This window comes from Marinobacter sp. AL4B, assembly GCF_019916045.1.
GTDB lineage: Bacteria > Pseudomonadota > Gammaproteobacteria > Pseudomonadales > Oleiphilaceae > Marinobacter.
The window spans coordinates 548,911-570,143 of sequence record NZ_JAILWZ010000011.1 but is presented as its reverse complement, the minus strand read 5'-3'; the positions used below and the strand labels follow the sequence as shown (position 1 = coordinate 570,143).

17 protein-coding genes and 2 tRNA genes are annotated in these 21,233 nt (G+C 53.5%); 8 read left to right on the top strand and 11 right to left on the bottom strand.

Annotation, left to right across the window (positions count from 1 at the left end; translation table 11 throughout):
• The first annotated feature begins 91 nt into the window (after nt 1-91).
• From gltX to K5L82_RS06785, 3 genes are all read left to right on the top strand, one after another.
• A complete protein-coding gene (gltX, locus tag K5L82_RS06795) occupies nt 92-1,573 on the top strand; it encodes a glutamate--tRNA ligase (RefSeq protein ID WP_133005908.1) in 1,482 nt (493 codons plus the stop codon).
• A 116-nt stretch (nt 1,574-1,689) separates the two neighbouring features.
• A tRNA-Ala gene (locus K5L82_RS06790) sits at nt 1,690-1,765 on the top strand.
• A 7-nt stretch (nt 1,766-1,772) separates the two neighbouring features.
• Nucleotides 1,773-1,848: transfer RNA gene (locus tag K5L82_RS06785), tRNA-Glu, on the top strand.
• 124 nt (nt 1,849-1,972) lie between these two features.
• Here K5L82_RS06785 and K5L82_RS06780 read toward each other — a convergent pair.
• On the bottom strand, nt 1,973-3,334 hold the full coding sequence (locus tag K5L82_RS06780; RefSeq protein ID WP_223133616.1) for an MBL fold metallo-hydrolase: 1,362 nt from the start codon (nt 3,332-3,334) through the stop codon (nt 1,973-1,975).
• 95 nt (nt 3,335-3,429) lie between these two features.
• On the bottom strand, nt 3,430-4,281 hold the full coding sequence (locus K5L82_RS06775; protein ID WP_223133615.1) for a 6-carboxytetrahydropterin synthase: 852 nt from the start codon (nt 4,279-4,281) through the stop codon (nt 3,430-3,432).
• Nucleotides 4,282-4,428: 147 nt separating this feature from the next.
• Between K5L82_RS06775 and K5L82_RS06770 the strand changes: the two genes are divergently transcribed.
• Nucleotides 4,429-4,989 (top strand): nucleotidyltransferase family protein, encoded by a 561-nt coding sequence (locus K5L82_RS06770; RefSeq protein ID WP_262492536.1) that lies wholly within the window; start codon nt 4,429-4,431, stop codon nt 4,987-4,989.
• Here the strand turns inward: K5L82_RS06770 and K5L82_RS06765 are convergent.
• From K5L82_RS06765 to K5L82_RS06755, 3 genes are all read right to left on the bottom strand, one after another.
• Nucleotides 4,978-6,045: a response regulator gene (locus K5L82_RS06765; protein ID WP_223133614.1), complete on the bottom strand. Its 1,068-nt coding sequence runs from the start codon at nt 6,043-6,045 to the stop codon at nt 4,978-4,980. The two genes, K5L82_RS06770 and K5L82_RS06765, sit on opposite strands and share 12 nt — an antisense overlap.
• A gap of 54 nt (nt 6,046-6,099) precedes the next feature.
• On the bottom strand, nt 6,100-7,383 hold the full coding sequence (locus K5L82_RS06760; protein ID WP_223133613.1) for a PEGA domain-containing protein: 1,284 nt from the start codon (nt 7,381-7,383) through the stop codon (nt 6,100-6,102).
• Between the two features lie 114 nt (nt 7,384-7,497).
• Nucleotides 7,498-7,959 (bottom strand): hypothetical protein, encoded by a 462-nt coding sequence (locus tag K5L82_RS06755; protein WP_133005903.1) that lies wholly within the window; start codon nt 7,957-7,959, stop codon nt 7,498-7,500.
• Between the two features lie 108 nt (nt 7,960-8,067).
• Here K5L82_RS06755 and K5L82_RS06750 point away from each other — a divergent pair, with 108 nt between their 5' ends.
• The gene (locus tag K5L82_RS06750) at nt 8,068-10,992 is read left to right on the top strand and encodes an insulinase family protein (RefSeq protein WP_223133612.1); all 2,925 of its coding nucleotides are present in this window, start codon (nt 8,068-8,070) and stop codon (nt 10,990-10,992) included.
• A 65-nt stretch (nt 10,993-11,057) separates the two neighbouring features.
• Here K5L82_RS06750 and K5L82_RS06745 read toward each other — a convergent pair whose 3' ends face one another.
• Nucleotides 11,058-11,873 (bottom strand): pyruvate, water dikinase regulatory protein, encoded by an 816-nt coding sequence (locus K5L82_RS06745; protein WP_133005901.1) that lies wholly within the window; start codon nt 11,871-11,873, stop codon nt 11,058-11,060.
• Nucleotides 11,874-11,987: 114 nt separating this feature from the next.
• Here K5L82_RS06745 and ppsA point away from each other — a divergent pair, with 114 nt between their 5' ends.
• Together ppsA and rraA are read left to right on the top strand one after the other, a co-directional pair.
• Nucleotides 11,988-14,360, top strand: a complete 2,373-nt coding sequence (gene ppsA, locus K5L82_RS06740) for a phosphoenolpyruvate synthase (protein WP_223133611.1) — start codon at nt 11,988-11,990, stop codon at nt 14,358-14,360.
• A gap of 28 nt (nt 14,361-14,388) precedes the next feature.
• Nucleotides 14,389-14,868 (top strand): ribonuclease E activity regulator RraA, encoded by a 480-nt coding sequence (rraA, locus tag K5L82_RS06735; protein ID WP_114333427.1) that lies wholly within the window; start codon nt 14,389-14,391, stop codon nt 14,866-14,868.
• A gap of 68 nt (nt 14,869-14,936) precedes the next feature.
• On the opposite strand, the gene K5L82_RS06730 is transcribed toward rraA, so the two are convergent.
• The 3 genes from K5L82_RS06730 to K5L82_RS06720 form a co-directional block, all read right to left on the bottom strand.
• Nucleotides 14,937-15,224 (bottom strand): PilZ domain-containing protein, encoded by a 288-nt coding sequence (locus tag K5L82_RS06730; RefSeq protein WP_223133610.1) that lies wholly within the window; start codon nt 15,222-15,224, stop codon nt 14,937-14,939.
• 2 nt (nt 15,225-15,226) lie between these two features.
• Nucleotides 15,227-15,895, bottom strand: coding sequence for a TIGR04211 family SH3 domain-containing protein (locus tag K5L82_RS06725; RefSeq protein WP_133005898.1), 669 nt, complete (start codon nt 15,893-15,895; stop codon nt 15,227-15,229).
• Nucleotides 15,896-16,036: 141 nt separating this feature from the next.
• Nucleotides 16,037-16,336, bottom strand: a complete 300-nt coding sequence (locus tag K5L82_RS06720) for a YciI family protein (RefSeq protein ID WP_133005897.1) — start codon at nt 16,334-16,336, stop codon at nt 16,037-16,039.
• An 88-nt stretch (nt 16,337-16,424) separates the two neighbouring features.
• On the opposite strand from K5L82_RS06720, the gene K5L82_RS06715 reads away from it, so the two are divergent.
• Nucleotides 16,425-17,291: a PHP domain-containing protein gene (locus K5L82_RS06715; protein WP_133005896.1), complete on the top strand. Its 867-nt coding sequence runs from the start codon at nt 16,425-16,427 to the stop codon at nt 17,289-17,291.
• A gap of 1 nt (nt 17,292) precedes the next feature.
• Here the strand turns inward: K5L82_RS06715 and K5L82_RS06710 are convergent, their stop codons facing one another.
• Both K5L82_RS06710 and rne read right to left on the bottom strand, forming a co-directional pair.
• A complete protein-coding gene (locus K5L82_RS06710) occupies nt 17,293-17,835 on the bottom strand; it encodes a YecA family protein (RefSeq protein WP_223133609.1) in 543 nt (180 codons plus the stop codon).
• Between the two features lie 2 nt (nt 17,836-17,837).
• On the bottom strand, nt 17,838-20,843 hold the full coding sequence (gene rne / locus K5L82_RS06705) for a ribonuclease E (RefSeq protein WP_223133608.1): 3,006 nt from the start codon (nt 20,841-20,843) through the stop codon (nt 17,838-17,840).
• Between the last annotated feature and the right edge of the window lie 390 nt (nt 20,844-21,233).

Here is a 21,233-nt window from a genome sequence, read left to right as displayed (position 1 = left end):
GCGGTTCGTAAAACCGCACCATGCGAAACCGGGGCAGGCCCGTTATAATGGCTAACTTATTTATCGGCCACTTATTTTTCAGGATGGTTTCATGACAGTACGTACTCGAATTGCTCCGTCGCCCACGGGTGACCCTCACGTTGGTACCGCATACGTGGCCTTGTTTAACCTGTGCTTTGCGCGCCAGCACGGTGGCCAGTTTATTTTGCGGATTGAAGATACCGATCAGGTGCGCAGTACGGCTGAATCTGAACAGGACATTCTCAAGGCTCTACGCTGGTTGGGGCTAAATTGGGACGAAGGTCCCGATGTCGGTGGCCCTCACGGCCCCTATCGCCAGTCTGAGCGTAAGCACATGTACGCTCAGTACGCTGAAGATCTGGTTACCGAAGGTCATGCTTTTTATTGCTTCCGTACTCCCGAAGAGTTGGACGCTATTCGTGAAGAACGTAAAGCGAACGGCCAAAACCCGGGCATCAAGGGTGATCTTGAGCTGTCTCAGGAAGAAGTAAAGCGTCGTTTGGACGCGGGTGAATCCTATGTGATTCGCATGAAGGTGCCTGATGAAGGTGTGTGCGAAATTCAGGACATGCTTCGGGGCACCATCGAGATTGATTGGGCGCAAGTCGATTGTCAGATTCTGTTGAAGTCGGATGGTATGCCGACGTACCACCTGGCCAACGTCGTGGATGACCACTTGATGGAAATCACCCACGTGCTGCGTGGTGAAGAGTGGATCAACTCTGCGCCTAAGCATAAATTGCTGTACGAGTACTTTGGCTGGGATATGCCGGAGTTGTGCCACTTGCCGCTGCTGCGTAACCCAGACAAGAGCAAGCTGTCCAAGCGTAAGAACCCGACCAGTATCAACTTTTATGAGCGCATGGGCTTCATGCCGGAAGCGGTGACCAACTACTTGGGCCGTATGGGCTGGTCTATGCCGGACGAGCGCGAGAAGTTTTCGTTGGACGAGATGATTGAAAACTTCGATATCCAACGTGTATCGCTGGGCGGACCGGTATTTGACGTTGAGAAGCTGCGCTGGTTGAACGGCCAGTGGGTGCGTGACGACCTGAGCGACGAGCAGTTTATGGCTCGCTTGCGCGACTGGTGGTTCAACGAGGATGCCCTGAAGGCTCTTATTCCCCACATTAAGGGGAGGGCAGAGGTATTTTCGGATGTGGCCCCTATGGCGCAGTTCATGTTTAGCGGTATGCTGGATCTGAAGGCGGAAGACTTCGAGCATAAAAAGCTGGAAGAAGCGCAAGTGAAGCGTGTACTGCAGTTCACTTTGTGGCGCTTGGAAGCTCAGCGCCACTGGAGTAAAGACACCATCTTTGCCGATATCAAAGCGTTGGCGAAGGCGATGGATTTGAAGATGGGCGATTTTATGTTCTCAATCTTCGTCGCGATTGCCGGAACACCGAATTCTTGGTCGGTGATGGATTCAATGGCGCTGTTGGGCCCAGACATGACTCGTGCTCGTTTGCGCAGTGCATTGGATATTTTGGGTGGTTTTTCCAAGAAAGAAACCAAGAAAGTTGAGAAAGAATACGCCGCTTTGGACGTTTGATGAGCGGTTTGTTTGTTAATTGAGCGATGACGACAGGGATGTCGAAAAAACTTTAAAAAAAGCAGTGTTGGGTGTTGACGGCCTAGGGGCGGATCCTTAATATACGCATCCGTTGAGGGGCCATAGCTCAGCTGGGAGAGCGCAACACTGGCAGTGTTGAGGTCGGCGGTTCGATCCCGCCTGGCTCCACCAATTTCTAGTCCCCTTCGTCTAGTGGCCTAGGACTCCGCCCTTTCACGGCGGCAACAGGGGTTCGAACCCCCTAGGGGACGCCAATACGGCTTCACGGTTTAGTCCACCGGGAAGCCATCAAAAAAACCGCCTTCGGGCGGTTTTTTTGTGTCTGAAAGAACGTGTCTGATAGGGGCGCAGCTGGAGTCTCTTAATTATAGCCGCCCATCATATCTCCACTTCTTCGAATAATTCAGGCACCTCAGCGGGCCATCCGAACCTTTCGGTGATGCGTTTGCGCATGATGTCGCTGGCCAAAGATTCACCGTGGGTCACGTAGACTTTGTCTGGTTTTAGGTTGCTTTGCTCCAGCCAGGTGAGTATTTCCGTGTAATCGCCGTGGGCCGACATGGAGTCCAACGAATGGACATCCGCTTTTACGGGCCAGTATTCGCCGTGGATTTTGACGGATTCCGCGCCATTGACGAGCGCATCGCCCCTCGTGCCCGGCGCTTGAAAACCGGCAAAGACGATGCTGTTGCGCGGATTGGGCAACAGGGTTTTCAGGTGATGTAGCACTCGCCCGCCGGATGCCATACCACTGGCAGACACAATCACACACGGATATCGTTTGGCATCCAGCTCTATGGATTCGTCGACGGTGCGAACAAATAGAGTTTTATGGTCAATCATCGTGCACTGTTCGCGGCTCAGCTTGTGCTCTGTGTGGAACCTGCAGAAGCTCTCCGTGGCTTTGATGGCCATAGGGCTATTCAGGTACACCGGCATTTGCGGAATGCGCCCCTCCTCCATCAGTTTGTGGATTACGTAGAGCAACATTTGAGCGCGGCCAACGGCAAAGGCGGGCAAAAGGGTAATGCCGCCCCGTCCGGCAGTCTTGGTTATGATTTCTTCAAGATCACCTTCAGGATCAGATTCGCCGTGGGTGCGGTCACCGTAAGTAGATTCGCACACCAGGATATCCGCATGCTGGAGCGGCTCCGGTGGGCGCATGATGATGTCGTCTTGCCGCCCCACGTCACCACTGAACACCACCGTACGGTCAGCTACTTTGTGGTGAACGTGCACGCAGGCTGAGCCCAATATATGACCGGCTGGGGTGAACGATACCTCAAAGCCTTTAACGGGCTCGAAGGTCTCGTAGTAAGGCAGCGATTCGAAATGCTTCAGCGCTTCGTAAGCGTCTTTCTCGGTAAACAGTGGCTCGGGCTTTTCGTGTTTCGAGAATTTCTTTTTGAAAGCGTAGCGAGCGTCTTCTTCTTGCAGGAATCCTGCATCTGGAAGCAGTACTTTGCAAAGCTCGTGGGTGGCTTTAGTGCAGTAGATTTTGCCCTTGAAACCATTCTTTACTAAGGCTGGCAGGTAGCCCGAGTGGTCAATGTGAGTGTGGGTAAGTACGACGGCATTGATAGTCGATGGTTTTACCGGAAATGGCGCCCAATTGCGCCGGCGCAGGTTCTTTACGCCTTGGTACATGCCGCAGTCTACCAGCAACCGATGTGTTTCATCTGAAAGCAAATACCGAGAACCGGTTACGGTGCCCGTACCACCGAGGAAGCGGAGCTTCATGTTGTGCCCACCTTTGATTAGCTGTTTGTTTCAGCTTAGCTCAAGATGGTGGGCGGGTTGGGAACTATCGGTTTGGGTTGGAAAATCCCGGGGGATCAACGCACGGCTATAGCGCCCTTGCCAACTCCTTCGTAAGCCTTCACGCGAATTTCGTCTGAAGGGAACTCTGCTTTCAACACGTCGGCCATGTGAGCTGCAATCAACTCGACCGTGGTATCGGTTTCCAGCATGTAAACGCGGCGCTCTGGCAGGGTAAGGGCAAATTCACCCTGATTGGCTTCGTAGTCAAAGCTGATGTATTGCTGACCATCGTCGCCTACAAACCGGCGGGTAACGTCTTCTTCGGTGCCTACATAAATGTCTTCCCACAACTTGGCCCAACGTTTCTCCAATCCAGTGTCGCGCTGGCCGTTGCGATTAATGCGAATGGGAGAGCGATGGCCGTGTGCAATGCGCTGGCAGTTGCCCAAGTGTTTTTTCAGGCCGTGCACATAGTGGTAGTAAGGGCCTTCGATGATGTCTTCTCGCAGGTTGATCTCTACGGTGGTGACGTTGCCGGGTAGTACGGCTTTTAGCTCTTTTTCCAGCAAGGCAGCTACAGCTGATTTCTCTAGGTGCTCGGATGATAGCCAGACAACGGCTTCATCCGGTGACGTGTGGATTATGTGGCTGCCGTCTGTCAGATCCCAGCGAAAGGTGTGTGCCTGATCTTCATTCCAGTGCAGGCCTTCATAGCCTCTGGGGATCACTAATCGGTGGTCAACTCGCTCGTCAATAACACGCTTGATGGTGCGTTTAACGTTGCTGAAGTCAAAGACCATGCCTTGGTCGTCGAGCTCGCCACCGAGGACCACGTCGGCAATCCAGCTTTCGCCTACCAACCCTCGGGTAGGGTCCAGGTATGCGAAGTCAATTACGGTGAGGTTGTCGACGAAAAGATGGTTCATGAATGGCCTGACTATATTGGTTGCATGGTGGCGTGATTCTAGCAAAAATCGTTCTCTTCAGCAGTTTGCAAATGAGAATGTCTAACAGGAGTCCGCATCATAGACACGAACAGCGCTCACCTCGATCAGCAGTTTCCGGCATTGGTGTTGGCTGCAGGCCGCAGCGCCCGTATGGGGCGAGCCAAGCAGGTCCTTAACATCCCCGGGCAGGGTACATTGCTAGGGCGTGCTATCGAGCAAGCGAGGTTGTTGTCTGGTAGTGTCTCAGTGGTGGTTGGAGCGCGCTATCCTTTGATTCGGTACCGGACTGTGCAGTCTGCGTCTCGCTGGGTGTATTGTGCTGATTGGCAGGAAGGAATGTCGGCTTCTTTGGCTGCAGGAATCAATTCGTTGAGCCCAAGGGCGCAGGGTGTCTATGTGCTGGTTGGGGATCAACCTTTGCTGGCCGAGCAGGGGCTTTTGTGGCTTCGCCAAGGCGTTTTGCAAGCGCCTGATAAAGTGTGGGCTGCGGATTATGGCCCGCGAGTGGGCGTGCCGGCTTGGATACCCCGACGGCTTTGGCCTGAAGTGCTCGGGCTAAAGGGGGATGCGGGCGCAGGGCGTGTGCTGAATCAGCGCGAGGCGAGCCGTGTCCGGATTGCGGGAGTGGAGCTGGATGTCGACACTCCCGCACACTGGCAACAAATAAAGCAGACGTTAGCCGAATAGGCCCGAGAGCCACGCAATTCCAACGCTGAAAACGCCTAAACTTACAGCCAGTCCCAACGTGTAGATGCGGGAGTGCGCGGCTTTTTGTTGGGCAGCGTAAAGGTCGATGGTTCGCTGGGCAATGTCTTCGGCCGTTTCACGGGAAATTTCGTGAGCTTGCTGAACCGCTTCTGACTGAAGTGTTTGCCAGAACTCGGTATCAATCGTTTGTACGCTGGTGATGTGATCTTTTAGTTCGGCCATGTGGTCTGAAGTGAAGCCTGAGCTCTTTGCCATTTCTTTGCGCGAGATGGCCAATTCTCGACTCAGGTTCATGTTAATCTCAGCCGCCACTTCATCGCGAAGGTTTTTAGTACGTTCCTCTACCAGCGCTGTCAGCGTTTTCAGCTGTTCGTCTAGCCGCGCTTCTTGTTTTTTCTCGTTGTCTTCGAGTATACGTTTTACGTGCACGTATTGTTCGTCGAACAAGTCGTTAAGCAGTTCGTGCAAGCGATTGTTCACGTGTGTCTTAACGGCCGAGCGAGAAATTTGTTCGATCAGGTCGGCGGTTAAGGGTACGGCGCTTGAATCTGCAGTGCTAGTGGAGCTTGCCGCTGCACTTGAAGTGGGGAGGGTGATTGAATCTTCGTCGTCAGCTGTAGGCGACGAGAGGCTTTCAGGTATGGGCAGCGTTCCTCTCTCAACGTCTGTTGCCAGCTGCTCCAGCATAATGGTTAGCCCCTCGCTTTGGGGGGGCTTGGTGAGAATGCTGTAGATGCCGAAGTTCTTCGCTTCATCCGTGAACGAAGAGGATTTCTTCGAAGTACACATGATGATGGGAATACCTGCGGTGTCTGGATTGCTCTTAATTGCCTTCGCAGCTTCGACGCCACTCATGCCCGGCATCAAATGATCCATGAATATCACATCGGGGGCTGCATTTTTGCTCAGAAATTCCAAGGCTTCCTCGGCGGAGCTTGCCATGGTTACATCCATGTTCCGCCCCTCAAGGATCTTGCTCAGGGCGAACCTGGCAACCTTGGAATCATCAACCAGCAAAGCATTTTTGATTGCCATCTCACTACCTCAGCCTGTTGCTGCAAACTCGTTGGTGTGGCGACCGGGGTTCTACTACCAGCCTTCCAGTTGCGGACATTGCGTTGCCCTATAGCTTTTGTCCCGATAGCACACGCCGGGCTCAGTTGTGCGGGCGGTGAAGACTTCGCCGGCCGCTGTCGTCAGGCGCACCTTTCCATAGGGTTCACCGAGGCGGAACGTCGCTTCAATCGAGCTGCCGTTAGGATTGCGTAGCAGTCCTGCACCATGAAATTTGCCGTCCATATATTGACCATCGTACTTTTTGCCGTCTGCAAAAATTTCTGAGCCTTGGCCGTGAAAGGTGCCGTTCGAGAATTGGCCTTCGTAGGATCGGCCATCCGGGTAGGTTAACGTGCCTTCACCATGAAACTCGCCATTCCGGAAGCTGCCCACGTACAAGAGACCGTCCGCGGTGGTGAGAGAGCCCAATCCCTGCATTTTGCCTTGCACCCAGTTTCCCGTAAGTATGTCACCATTGGCTCTGGTCAGCGTACCCTGGCCGTGAAATTCGTTGCGTTCAAAGCGGCCAGTGTATTGAGCGTTGTCAGCCCCGCGCCACTGGCCTTCACCGTGTTGATGGCCTTTTACCCAATCGCCTTCATACCGGCTGCCGTCTGGGTGCCATGCGGTGCCAGTGCCGTCAAACAGACCGTTTACGAAGTGGCCTTCATAGCGCAGCCCCGTTTCATTTATCCAGCTGCCGTCTCCGGTTTTGACATCACCCACCCAGCGACCATTGGAATAATTGACTGTGGTGTACTGCTCGAGCTGGCCGACCAGAGTGAGTTCCTGGCCAGCTTTAAGAGCAATAGTGTTTTCCCAAGGCTTATGCCCCGGCTTTTGTATGGTGATGTCGTAACGGCCGGGGTTCAGTTCTAAATCAAGCCGCGTAGCTCCGTAGTTTTCGCCATTGATGGTGACCTGATCACCTACAACGTTTGAGCGAAGTATCAGCTTTCCGGTTGTAGCTGGCTCTGCAAATGCGACCGTTTCGAGGTCGCCGGGAAGTGGCTCAACTTCGAATACCTGGGCAGTGATCATGGGTTCAGAGGGTTGAGTGCCGGGAGCTGGCTGCTCCGCAATGACAGCTTCGCCTAGTTTTTCGGGCTGCGCAGCCGGGGCGTGGGCCTGCATTGCGGATTCTTCGGGAACGGCGGTTGGCGGCGGCAGTGAGCTCGGCGTGTCTTGTTGCATGGCGACGGATGGTTTTCCGCTACTTTCCAGTATCGGGCCGTGCTGCACCGAGGCAAAGCCTGCTGTTACAAGTAACATCAGCGCAAGCACATTGACGAACATCAGCGGTCTGAAATCGACCATGGTAGAACCTCTTATCCCAACTTCCTGGATACTTTTATTATGGGTTCATATTAACCACTGTCCGCAACGTTATGTAACAGAAAGTGTCTGAAGTTGGTCAGAATGCAGGCCAAATCACATTTTGTTCGAAAACTGGTCATGATTGAGCTGTTCCCAGGACTTCATGTACACATCCGCTTCATATTGGTAGGGCGAACGGAACGGTGTCAATACAAAATCGAACACGAGGAAAAAAGTACCAATCGAGAACCAGGCAATCAGGAGCGTGCTAATGGTAGTGGCTTGTTCCTCCGGGTTGGAGTCGATAAAACTTTGCAGGACTGGGATCATATCCGTAGCCAGCACGACAGGATTGAAACTGGCCATCACGAAGGGAAACCAGAACGCAATAAACACCGGGAAAAAACCGTAAGACCAGAGCAAGCGCCTGAGTAGGTATACACCGACTTCACGCCAAAACTTGTGGCGAATCTCGGGGACTTTACGAATGCGCTCTAGGTATTGGCGACGTTCGGCCCACCAGGCAGCTACCTCGGGGGCCTCAATGATGTTTGTTTTATTGGTTTCGTCTGTCATGGATCGGCAGGCTACCTAGTTGAGTTTGTTCGATACATCATATCCGATAGTACGTGTTACCCTGTAATTCTCCAATTATTCAATTGTTCAATGCATAGGATCGTTTTAATGGCGGCAGCGACAGACAACATAATCCATCCGGCTTTCGAGAAAATTCGTAGTCACCGGATTAGCACCCTCAATTTGGATGTTGAGGAGTATCGCCACAAGAAGACCGGTGCGCGTCATTTGCATTTGGCGGCGGATAACGATGAAAACGTGTTTTTTGTAGCGCTTCGTACCTTCCCGATGGATTCCAGCGGAGTGGCGCACGTTCTGGAGCACACGGCGTTGTGCGGCAGTGAGCGTTTTCCGGTGCGCGATCCGTTCTTTATGATGATTCGCCGTTCTCTGAATACGTTTATGAACGCTTTTACCAGTAGCGACTGGACGGCCTACCCCTTTGCCAGCATGAACCGGAAGGATTTCGATAACCTGTTAACGGTGTACTTGGACTCAGTGTTTTTCTCCAAACTGGATCCGTTGGATTTTGCGCAAGAAGGGCATCGTTTGGAATTCGACAAGCCGGATGACCCAAGTAGTGATCTGGTCTACCGGGGTGTGGTTTATAACGAAATGAAAGGCGCTATGAGCGCTCCGACGTCGCAGTTGTGGCAAAACCTATCCAGTCATTTGTTCCAGACCACCACCTATCACTACAACAGTGGCGGCGAGCCCGACCACATTGTGGATCTGAGCTATGACGATCTGGTTAATTTTTATCGTCATCATTACCATCCGAGCAATGCCATTTTCGCCACTTACGGAAATATTCCTGCTCATGAACACCACGAGAAGTTCGAAGAGCTGGCGCTGAAGCGTTTCGAGCGTCAGGAAGTCAAGCTGCCGGTGCACGACGAAAAACGTATGTTCTCCCCGATGCGTGTAGAGCAGGGTTACGCGGTCAGTGAGGGTGAGGATACAGAGGCTAAAACTCACATTGTATTGGGGTGGTTGTTGGGGCATAGCTTCGACCTGCAAGAGAACCTTGAAGCCCAGCTGTTGGCTTCTGTGCTGTTTGAGAACAGTGCTTCACCGATGATGCGGGCGCTGGAAACCACAGATATCGGCCATGCGCCGTCACCCATGTGCGGGCTTGAAGATTCTAACCGTGAAATGACCTTCGTGTGCGGCATTGAGGGCAGTGAGCCCGGCCGCCGGGAGGATCTGGAATCTCTGGTTGAAAAGACACTGGTTAAAGTGGTTGAGGAAGGTGTCAGCCCGGAACGGCTCGAAGCGATTCTTCACCAGTTGGAATTGCACCAGCGCGAAATTGCCGGCGACGGCTTCCCGTATGGTTTGCAGTTGATCATGCAGTCCATTTCGCCGATGGTTCATGGGGGCGATCCGGTTGAGTTGTTGGACCTGGAGCCGGTATTGGCGACGCTGCGCGAAAAGATCAAAGATCCGGCGTATGTACCAGGCCTTATTCGCCGCAAACTTTTGGAAAACCCGCATCGTGTTACCTTGACTCTGCGCCCGGATGAAAAGCTGGAAGGCGCACATCAGGCAGCGTTAAAAGAGTCACTGGCTAAGCGCAAGGCCAGCCTCACCGACGATGAAGTGAAGCTGATTATAGAGCGTGCGCAAGCCTTGGAAGAGCGGCAGCTTCGCAAAGACGATGATTCAATTTTGCCCAAGGTGGGCTTGTCTGATGTGCCCCTGCAGATGCCGGAGCCTGAAGGCAAATACGATCCCGAAACCGGAGCCACTCTGTATGCCCGCGGCACCAACGGGTTGGTTTACCAGCAAATTGTGTTGCCTGTACCGGCGTTGAGTGAAGACGAGCTGTTGCTGTTGCCTTACTACACGACGCTGATTTCCGAAGTGGGTTGTGGGGAGCTGGATTATCTGCAAATGCAGGATCGTATTTCAGCAGAATCAGGGGGCATTGGCGCTTCGTTCCTCGCCAAGGGCCAGATTGACGATGTACAGGCCATGTCCGGCTATCTGATTTTTAGTGGTAAGGCTCTGTCCCGCAACAGTGGCGAGCTGACCCAGCTGCTCAAAGATGTATACAGTGGTGCGCGGTTTGACGAGAAAGAACGCCTTCGGGAGATCATTGCTCAGGTACGTGCGCGCCGGGAACAGGCTGTCACTGGAAGTGGCCATGGCCTGGCTATGGGTGCGGCGGCTCAGGGTTTGAGCTCGGGTTCCTGGTTGAGTTTCCGGTTGGGCGGTCTTGCGGGTATTCGAGGTACCAAGGAGCTTGATAAGTCGTTGAATGACGAATCCGCGTTGGCGCAGTTCTGTGACAGTCTTGCGGCTCTGCACGAAAAGATTCGCAAGCAGGGGCGTCAGTTCCTGTTGATTGGCGAAGAAGCGCAGTTGGCTCCCATGCTGGATAACGTAAAAACCTGCTGGCAAAGTGGCGAGACTCAGGTTGAGGGCAACTGGTCGATGAAGCCGGTGAGCTACAAAACTCAAGAAGCCTGGCTGACGTCTACACAGGTCAATTTCTGCGCCAAAGCCTACGCAACGGTAGCGGTTGACCACCCAGATGCAGCCGCCTTGACGGTACTGGGCGGGTTCCTGCGTAACGGATACCTGCATCGGGCGATTCGCGAGAAAGGCGGTGCTTACGGCGGTGGCGCCGGGCAGGACAGTGTGAACGGTGTGTTCCGTTTCTTCTCCTACCGTGATCCGCGCTTTGCAGAAACGTTGGATGATTTTGATGCAGCGCTGAATTGGTTATGCACGGAAGAGCACGACGAGCAAGCGCTGGAAGAGGCTATTCTGGGCGTGATTGGCCAGCTGGATCGGCCTCATTCTCCCGCGGGGGCGGCGCGACATGCGTTCCACAACAATCTGTTTGGTCGTACCCCCGAGCAGCGCGCCCGGTTCCGTGAGCGGGTATTAAACGTGACGCTGGACGAAATGCGCCGGGTGGCCGGTACCTGGCTGAAGCCGGAAGATGCCAGTGTAGCGGTGATCACCAGCCCGGATAATCGAGGCGTGGCGGAAAAGCTGGGGCTAAGCGTTCAGGAATTGTAAGTCAGAGGTTCTAGGCTCGAAAAGGGTGGAGGACGAAAGTCTTCCACCCTTTTTTATGGGGCGAGTTACCGATGGCGCTTGAGCCCGGTTGAAACCATGATCCGTGTGGAGATTTCTTCAACGGAATAAGCGGTGGTGTTCAGGTAGGGAATGCGCTCCCGCTTGTACATCAACTCGATTTCCTCTACTTCATGCATACATTGCTGCATGGAAGAATAGCGGGAGTTAGGCCGGCGCTCGTTGCGGATGGTGGCCAACCGTTCTGGCTGAATGGTTAAGCCAAACAGTTTTTGCTTGTGGGTCCGCAGTGCGCCCGGCATTTTCTGATCGTCCAGATCTTCTTCGGTGATCGGGTAGTTTGCCGCTTTAATACCGTATTGCAGTGCCAGATAGAGGCAGGTCGGTGTTTTGCCGCTGCGGGACGCGCCGATCAGGATCAAGTCGGCCTCATCGTAGTGTCGTGTTCTGGCCCCGTCGTCATTGTCCAGCGCGAAGTTCACAGCGTGAATCCGACGTTCATAACTACTGACGTTGTCTATGGCGTGGGATTTTCCAACGGAGTAAGAAGACGATGAATTCAGCTCGCGTTCCAGCGGGTTCAGAAAGGTGCCAAAGATATCCACCATGAAGCCGTCGGCGCCGCTTACGATCTCGCGAATGGCGCTGTTGACGATGGTGTCGAACACCAAAGGGCGCTCTCCATCGATGTCGGCGGCGGTATTGATGCGTTTAGCCATTTCCCGGGCCTTTTCTTCATCGTCGATATACGGCACGGTAATGCGTTCAAATTCAATCTTTTCAAACTGGGCTAAGAGCGCGTGTCCCAGCGCTTCTGCGGTTAGGCCAGTGCCGTCCGAGATAAAAAAAGCAGTTCTTTTCATGGTTTCATCCACTCAGGTTTTAAGGCGGTTCCCTAGGTAATTTCCGCAGCTTACAGTATTATACTCGCCAGTTTCGAGACTCCGCGCCACTCAAGATACAAGGGAGACCACGCTTTGGAAGATTACATTATCTGGTTTGACCACCTAGGAATGTCCGATGTTGACCGTGTTGGGGGTAAAAATGCGTCCCTCGGTGAAATGATCAGTAATCTGGCCAATGCAGGTGTTACCGTCCCAGGCGGTTTTGCCACTACAGCACATGCATACCGAGAGTTTCTGGCGACAGACGGGCTGAAAGATCGTATCGATCAGGCTCTGGATGCGCTGGATGTGAACGACGTAAATGAGTTGGCCCGGGTTGGCTCACAGATTCGTCAATGGGTTATTGATACCGACTTCCCTCAGCCATTGGAAAATGCGCTCAAAGAAGCCTACGAAAATCTTCGTGCCGGAAACGACGCTATGGCAGTAGCCGTGCGTTCCTCCGCAACTGCCGAAGATCTTCCGGATGCCTCGTTTGCCGGCCAGCAGGAAACCTTCCTGAACGTGGTCGGCCTTGAGCAGGTGCGTACTTCAGTTAAAGAAGTATTTGCCTCTTTGTTTAACGATCGCGCCATTTCTTACCGAGTGCATCACGGCTTTGATCATAAGCTGGTTGCTCTGTCTGCCGGTATTCAGAAAATGGTACGCAGTGAAACTGCATCCAGTGGCGTTATGTTTACGTTGGATACGGAGTCCGGTTTCCGTGACGTTGTTTTCATCACGTCATCCTATGGCTTGGGTGAAACTGTAGTTCAGGGCGCTGTGAATCCTGATGAGTTTTATGTCCATAAGCCCACTTTGGCCGCTAGCCGCCCTGCAGTCCTGCGCCGTAATCTGGGTAGCAAAGCCATCAAGATGGTTTATCACACAGAACCGGGCGAAGGTAAGTTTGTTGAAACCGTGAAGGTGGATATGGAAGAGCGCACGCGTTTCTCCATCACCGATGCGGAAGTAGAAGAGTTGGCCAAGCAGGCCATGATTATCGAAAAACACTACCAGCGTCCGATGGATATTGAATGGGCGAAAGACGGTGACGACGGCAAGATTTACATTGTTCAGGCCCGTCCGGAAACCGTTAAGAGCCGCGCATCCGCCAACGTAATGGAGCGTTATCTGCTGAAAGAAACCGGTAAGGTTCTGATCGAGGGCCGTAGTATTGGCCACAAGATCGGCAGTGGTCCGGTAAAAATTATAACCAGCATTAATGAAATGGATCGGGTTCAACCCGGTGACGTTCTAGTGACAGATATGACAGACCCAGATTGGGAACCTGTCATGAAGCGTGCTTCGGCCATCGTGACTGACCGTGGTGGCCGTACTTGCCACGCGGCGATCATTGCCCGCGAACTGGGTATTCCGGCGGTTGTGGGTTGCGGTGACGCCACCGAAGAGCTGAAAGACGGTCAGAACGTGACGGTTTCTTGTGCAGAAGGCGACACTGGCTTCATCTACGACGGCGCTCTGGATTTTGAATTGCGTGAAAACACTGTGGATTCCATGCCCAACATTCCGTTCAAGATCATGATGAACGTGGGCAACCCGGACCGCGCGTTTGATTTCCAGTCTTTGCCCAGCGAAGGCGTTGGATTGGCGCGTCTGGAATTTATCATCAACCGTATGATCGGTGTGCATCCGAAGGCGTTGTTGAACTACGATGGTTTGCCGGGTGACATCAAGCAAACCGTAGACAAGCGTATTTCCGGTTACAGCTCGCCGGTGGATTTCTATGTCGATAAGCTGGTTGAAGGTATTTCTACGTTGGCGGCCGCGTTTGCGCCGAAGAAAGTGATTGTTCGCTTGTCGGACTTCAAATCGAATGAATACGCCAACCTGATTGGCGGTACCTTGTACGAGCCAGACGAAGAGAACCCAATGCTGGGCTTCCGCGGTGCGTCTCGCTACATCTCTGAAACCTTCCGTGATTGTTTCGAGCTTGAGTGCCGTGCGCTCAAGAAAGTGCGTGACCAAATGGGGCTGACCAACGTTGAAGTGATGGTTCCGTTTGTGCGGACCGTTGGTGAGGCAGAGCAAGTCGTACAGTTGTTGGCTGAAAACGGCCTGAAGCGCGGCGAGAACGGCCTTCGGCTGATCATGATGTGCGAGTTGCCCGCAAATGCAATCCTCGCTGAGCAGTTCCTGGAGCACTTTGACGGCTTCTCTATTGGCTCGAACGATTTGACGCAGCTGACTCTGGGGCTCGATCGCGATTCCGGCATCATCGCGCACCTGTTTGATGAACGTAACGATGCGGTTAAAGCGCTGCTGTCCAACGCCATTCAGGCTTGCCGTAAGGCGGGTAAGTACATTGGAATCTGTGGCCAAGGGCCGTCAGATCATCCAGATCTTGCCAAGTGGCTAATGGACGAAGGCATCGATACGGTTTCTTTGAACCCGGATTCCGTTCTGGATACCTGGTTCTTCCTGGCTGACGAAAAAATTGACTGAACTGAAAACGGGAAAGGAGAACGAAAGCGTGAGCAACATTATTACTCCGGATCTGTGTGATGAGTTTCCGGAAGTGCAGGTGGTTGAGCCTGGCTTCAATAACTACGGCGGCATTCGTCAGTTCGGCGGTGAAATCGTCACGGTGAAGTGCTTTGAAGACAACTCTGTCGTGAAAGAGCAGGTGGGTTTGCCGGGCAATGGCCGTGTAATGGTGGTTGATGGCGGCGCATCAAAGCGCAACGCACTGCTGGGTGATATGCTGGCCGAGAAAGCCGCCGAGAATGGCTGGGCCGGTTTGATTATCTATGGCTGCATTCGTGATGTGGATGAGATTGGCCAAACCAAGCTGGGTGTTCAGGCGCTCGGCACGGTGCCCCGCAAAACAGAAAAGCGCAATATTGGTGACCTGAACATCCCGGTAACCTTCCATGGCGTGACCTTCCATCCGGGTCAGTACGTCTATGCCGATAACAACGGCATTATCGTATCGGAGAAGCCTCTGGTGTAGGTCAGCGCTTTCTCAGCGGATACAAAAACGGCGACCAATCTGGTCGCCGTTTTTTTTGCCGGAGAATTTTATCGAACTTCGAGGATGTTGATGCCCAAAACATACCCGGTGTCATCAGGAGCGCAACGCAAAACCTCACCGACGGTTTCCAGAGGCGGAAACTGATCTCCTGCAGCTTCCATCACCGTTTTCAGCTCTGCGCCAACCGGAAAAGGGCGGTCTACCTGAAGCTGCATGCCTGCAGCGCTGAGGTCTTGGCAGATTCCAGTGAAGGTTTCACCGTTGTTATCGGTGATCTGGATTGTGCTGTTAACCTGCATTCGGTAGAAATCGCGCTTTTCCGAATAGTCTTTCATGGTTAGGCCCAATTATCGGTTTTCCTGGTTGGCTTGAGCATCGGTATGATCAAGGCCAGTAGCACGCCGCCGAACACCAGTCCTGCTCCCAAGAGCATGAAATCGGATTCGCGGCCGGCTTCCAATCGTTCATTTTCTGCAGTGAGTATTTCCAGGTCGTTCCGCAGTTTCTGGTTTTCTTCCCGCAGTTCTCGGCTGCGACGTTCCAAATTGATGGAGTCCGCCGCGATGCTTTTGATCTTTGTTAGTTCATCTTGCAGATTTTCAGTCTGGCTGGCCAGATTGTTTTCCGTATTTTGTAGAGTGTTACGCTCTTCGGTAACGGATGACAGTTGTTCACGGAGGCTGGCAACGTCTTGCTGTGCTTTTTCCAGTTCACGGGTGGCACGTGCAAGCTGATCTCTCGCAACCGGCGTTTTACTGATGTACTGGGAGGAAACCCACCCGACGGTACCCTTAGGGGTGCGAACTTTAGAATAGCCTTCTTGAGTTTCGATCAACTCAAGAGCTGTGCCGGTTGGCACGGCGTTTTCGATAATTCGAAACTGAGTACCGGCGCCAGACCGAACGGGCAGGTAGAGTTGGTCGTCAACCCACACGGTTCGCGCCTGAGCTACGGAAATGGAACTGAAAATAATAAAAAAGCTGAGAGCAAGGCGGAGCGGTGTCACTGGTTGCATTCCCTGAGTCTGGCGATAGTTAGATTATATAAGGCAGCAATTTTGTCACAGCTTGACCTGTATTCAAGCCGTCCCGCGTTACAATCCGCTCATACTGTGCGCTGCCGCTTATGTTGAGCGATTTCGGCGAGGTTAAGGTAGCACCACTTTGTACGGTTTTACGGCAACCGATTGGTAAACGCCAGCGTCAATGTAGGGGTCTGCATCGGCCCAGGCTTGTGCGGCTTCGAGAGAGTCGAATTCTGCAATCACCAAGCTGCCGGTAAATCCGGAGTCGCCAGGGTCTTCTGTATCAATGGCGGGGTGAGGTCCGGCCGCGAATAAACGTCCATCTGCTTTTAACGTTTCCAGCCGGGCGAGGTGAGCCGAGCGTGCCTGTTTACGAAGTGCCAAGCTGTTGGGTACGTCTTCGCTCATGATCGCGTAGTACATAGGGTGCTCCAATGTCGTTAAGGCCAGTGTTAGGGCGCACAGCGCAAGGCTGATACACTGGCAGCCACATTATTATCAGGATTGGTTTGTGACTATACCCCAAGACCCAAAACCTTGCATTGATCTGCATTGCCATAGCACAGCTTCTGATGGTGCTCTTGCTCCAACGGAGCTGGTTGCCCGTGCCGCAGAAAAGGGTGTTAGCCATCTCGCCCTGACTGACCACGATACGATCGCCGGGCTGCCGGAAGCTAAGGCGGCAGCCGCTGAGAGCGGACTGACGTTGATCAATGGAGTAGAGCTGTCCTGTGTATGGAAAACTTACACCATCCACGTAGTTGGGCTTGATTTTGACGAAGCCAGTCCGGCTTTCTTGAAAGCTCTGTCGATTCAGAAGGAAAATCGGTGGCAGCGCGCTCGGATTATTGCGGATAAGCTGTCCCGCCTTAAGGTGGATTCATTGCTGGAAAAAGCAACGGCACTGGCCGGAGGTGATGTGCCGGGTCGTCCGCATTTTGCGCAGGCATTGGTAGATGCCGAAGTCGTCCCGAAGGTAGCTCATGCATTTAAGCGTCATCTTGGATCGGGCAAGCCGGGTGATGTGAAGGCGTGTTGGCCGGAGCTGAGTGAGGTGCTGCAATGGATTCATGAGGCGGGGGGCATTGCGGTCTTGGCGCATCCGCGTAAGTACAAGTTGTCTGCTACTCGATTGCGAGAATTGATACACGATTTTGGTAAAGCAGGTGGGCGCGCGATTGAGGTTTCAATTGCAGGCCAATCCAGCGGCGATTTAGGGTTTGTTGCCGAACTGGCAAGGCGGGAAGGGCTGTTGGCGTCTCAAGGCAGTGATTTTCATTTCCCGGGAGCGGGTTGGTGTGAGCTTGGCCGTATAACAAAAATGCCAGAGGGGTTGGAGCCCGTCTGGCATCATTTCCGTGAACCTGTTCGCGGGTAATTTACTCCGGCGCGTGGAACAACAGGTACAGGTCTGTCAATGAGTCTGGAATGGCTTCTGCCATTCGACCTGCAACCTGCTCATCTTCACGAGCGCGCTGGAAGTCTTCGTCTTCAAACAGCCCAGACAGTGTCAGGATTGGCACCATCAAATCTGCCACTTCCTCTTCAACGGCTTCTTCCATCCACTTATCTTCGTTTTCGAGGAAAGTTTCGACAAAGCCCGCACACCAGTTTTCCAGTGCGTTCATTGGATCGCCGTCTTCCGGTTCAGGAAGCTCCAGCGCATGGCCCATATCCAGAGACTGGGTCATATCACGGGTAAGGCTGCTAACGCACTGAGCGAAAACGTCTGGCACCTTGCCGCCGGGCAGGGTGTCGGAACCTGTGGCCAGGCGGAAGATGTCTTCCACCTGGAGGTTGACCGGCCCGATCACACTGGCGCAGACGGCTCCGTGCAAGCCAAAAAAGTCCAAGGCTTCATCGCCCCAAGGCTCGGCAAAGAGAATGTCTTCCAGTGCTTCAATGTCGGAATTGGTCAGCATAATCAATTATCCTCGGCCTTTTTGGCTTGTTCGGCCGCACGCTGGCGCTTGCGGACTTCTCTTGGATCGTTGTAAGCGCGACCTGGCGTTACCGGCACATCGATAGCGCTGGAAGCTTCGGCTTTAGCGGGCTCAGCCTTTGGCTCGGCTTCAGCTTTTGCTTCGGGCTTAGTATCTGCCTTAGCGGTTGCTTTTGGCTTTTCGGTAGCTTCGGCTGCCTTCTCAGCCTTCTCAGCCTTCTCAGCCTTCTCAGCCTTCTCAGCCTTCTCAGCTTCGGCCTTAGGTGCTTCCGTTTTAGCTTCGCTGGCTTTTGTCTCAGGGGCAGGTTTTGCCTCTGTTTTGGGAGCTTCTGCCGGCTTGCTGTCTGTTTTGTCTTTGCTATCGGCTACAGGCTCGCTTGCCTTCGGCGCTTCGCTGGTTTGCTCGGCTTTGGCTTCTTTCTCGGCCTGTGGTTTGCGCTGACGAGGGGCAGGCTTGCGCTTCTCCGGCTTGCTTTCGTCGGCTTTGCTCTCAGGTGCCGCTTTAGCTGCTTCATCCGTGTTTGCAGGTTTAGCCTCTTCTTTTGCCTTGGGCGCGGAGTCCTGCTCCTTGGCTACGGGCTGGGCAGTTTCAGTTTTCGCTTCTACGGCGTGCGGCTTACGCTCTTCCGCTTTCGGGCTTTGCTCTGCAGCCGGTTTGGTCTGGGGTTGAGTGTTAGCGTCTTTCGCTTTGACGCCTGTCTCTACTGCAGCTTTCGGTGCTGAAGAGGCTTTTTCTTCAACGGCTTTTTCTGGCTGCGTATCTTTTTGGTGCTTGTCGCTACGCTCAGCTTTGCGGGCGGCAGGTGTTGATGCCGGTGCTTCAGCTGCTGAGCCATCACGATTACGCTGACGACGCGGCTTACGGCGCTTGTCGTCGTTTGGTTTGTCGCTCGCAGGGCCCTTCGAGTTGGCCTGATTGTCGCGGGTATCCCTTTGATCTTTTAGATCTTTCGCGTCGCGCTGCGGGCGATTTCGACCCTGACCGCGGTTCTGGCCTTCTTTTCGGCCGTCTCTGCGGTTGTCGTTGCCCTTGTTGTCAGCAGGCTTGTCTTGCTGAGTTTGGCGACTTTGTGAACCACGATTCTGGTCGTCATTCCGGTTAGGGCGATTGCGGTTGTTTTGGCGGCGCTCGTTGCCATTGCGATTGCCGTCGCGCTGGTCATCTCGAGCTACCCGCGATTTCCGGCGATCCTGACGGTCGGGGCGAGCCTGTGGGCGACGGTTATTGCCGGCACTTTTCGTGGCCTGCTTGTTGTCAGCTGTGGTGTCTGCTTCGCCGTTAAAGAAGCTGGCGATTTTTTTACACAGCTTGCGGAAAGAGCCTTCATCAGCATCAGCGGGTTCAACTTTGACGGATGGTTTGGCTGCAGGGGCCGGTGCTGGGCGAATGGCTTTAACCGCAGCTTGCTCTCGAGCGGGTTTTTCGGTGCTGGTTACTTCAACAACGGACTCTTCTTCACGCTCGTTGTATTCGTGGGCCACCTGATGGCTGGAAATGTGCTCAGGCGCAGTTTCGTCCTGACGCATACGAACGATTTCGAAGTGCGGGGTTTCCATGTTCGGAACCGGGACGACCACGATAGACACGCCTTGACCCGATTCGATGTCTGCTAGCTGCTTGCGCTTCTCGTTCAACAGGAAGGTTGCAACGGAAACCGGCACGATGGCCCGGACTTCTGCGGTTTTTTCCTTAGAAGATTCTTCGTAGATCAGGCGCATGATGCTCAGCGCCAGAGATTCGATGCCTCGAATAGTACCTTGGCCTTCGCAGCGCGGGCACACTTCACTACGGGTTTCGCCGAGTGAGGGGCGTAGGCGCTGGCGCGACATTTCAAGCAAACCGAAGCGGGAAATCTTGCCAACTTGAACGCGGGCACGGTCAATTTCCAGCGCTTCACGCATCTTTTGTTCTACTTCGCGCTGATGTTTGGCTGGTGTCATGTCGATGAAGTCGATGACAATCAGGCCGCCCATGTCACGTAAGCGCAGCTGGCGAGCAATTTCTTCGGCGGCTTCAAGGTTGGTCTGTAACGCCGTTTCCTCGATATCGTGGCCTTTGGTGGCGCGAGACGAGTTGATGTCGATAGATACCAGAGCTTCGGTCGGATCGATAACAATAGAGCCACCGGAAGGCAGTTTTACTTCACGCTGGAAAGCGGTCTCGATCTGACCTTCGATCTGGTAACGACTGAACAAAGGGATTTCATCTTTGTACAGTTTGATCTTGTTTTCAAAGGTCGGCATAACGGCGCGAACAAAGCTCAGTACGTCTTCATAAACGCTTTCTGAGTCAATTAACACTTCACCGATGTCTTGGCGAAGATAATCGCGCACGGCACGGATGATCAGATTGCTTTCCTGATGGATCAGAAAAGGGGCTTTTCGCTCGTCGGCGGCCTGGGTGATGGCTTCCCAGAACTGAACCAGATAATCGAGATCCCACTGGAGTTCTTCTGTGGTGCGGCCGATTCCGGCGGTACGGACAATGATACCCATAGATTTGGGTACTTGAACGCCGTTCATCGCTTCTTTGAGTTGAGCGCGATCTTCACCTTCGATACGGCGAGAGATACCGCCTGCACGAGGGTTGTTGGGCATTAGCACCAAATAGCGGCCAGCCAAAGAAATAAAGGTAGTCAGGGCTGCACCCTTGTTGCCGCGCTCTTCTTTATCGACCTGTACGATGACTTCCTGACCTTCAGAAAGCACATCTTTAATATTGATTTTGCCTTCGATCTGGCTGGGCGACTTCTTGAAGTATTCTTTGGAGATTTCTTTCAGGGGCAGGAAGCCGTGACGGTCGGCACCAAAGTCGATGAAGGCCGCTTCGAGGCTGGGCTCTACACGAGTGATTCTGCCTTTGTAAATGTTGGCTTTTTTCTGTTCGCGGGTGCTGGATTCAATGTCCAGATCAAACAGTCGTTGGCCGTCTACCAGTGCTACGCGCAACTCTTCAGGGTGAGTTGCATTGATCAGCATTCTTTTCATGGGAAAAGTGAGTTCCTGTCGTTTGTTAAGACAGGAAACCGGAGACGTTCGCATCAGCGAATCGGGATTTGCGTGCCGCGGGCCCTGAATTAGCAGGGCAGGCCGGCGGCCAGACGAGTCATACCTTTATGGGTTTTGACCCTGTATGTCTGAGACCACCGCTGACTCTTCGCCTGCCTGACGGCAGGGTAAGATCGAATAGGGTGAGTGTCTGTTGACGCATAATATCCGTTTTCAGGTTCACACAAACTCCTAGGTCTCACGTCGTGTTGGTAAGCTGACGGCCCGGTTTTGCGTGGCAGTGATTCTTCGTGATGTTCCCGTCCGACGGTTTCCCGGTCGGTTATTTTCTTCTCCCGAGGAGGTAACAGCCACTCTATGGTCTGCCCT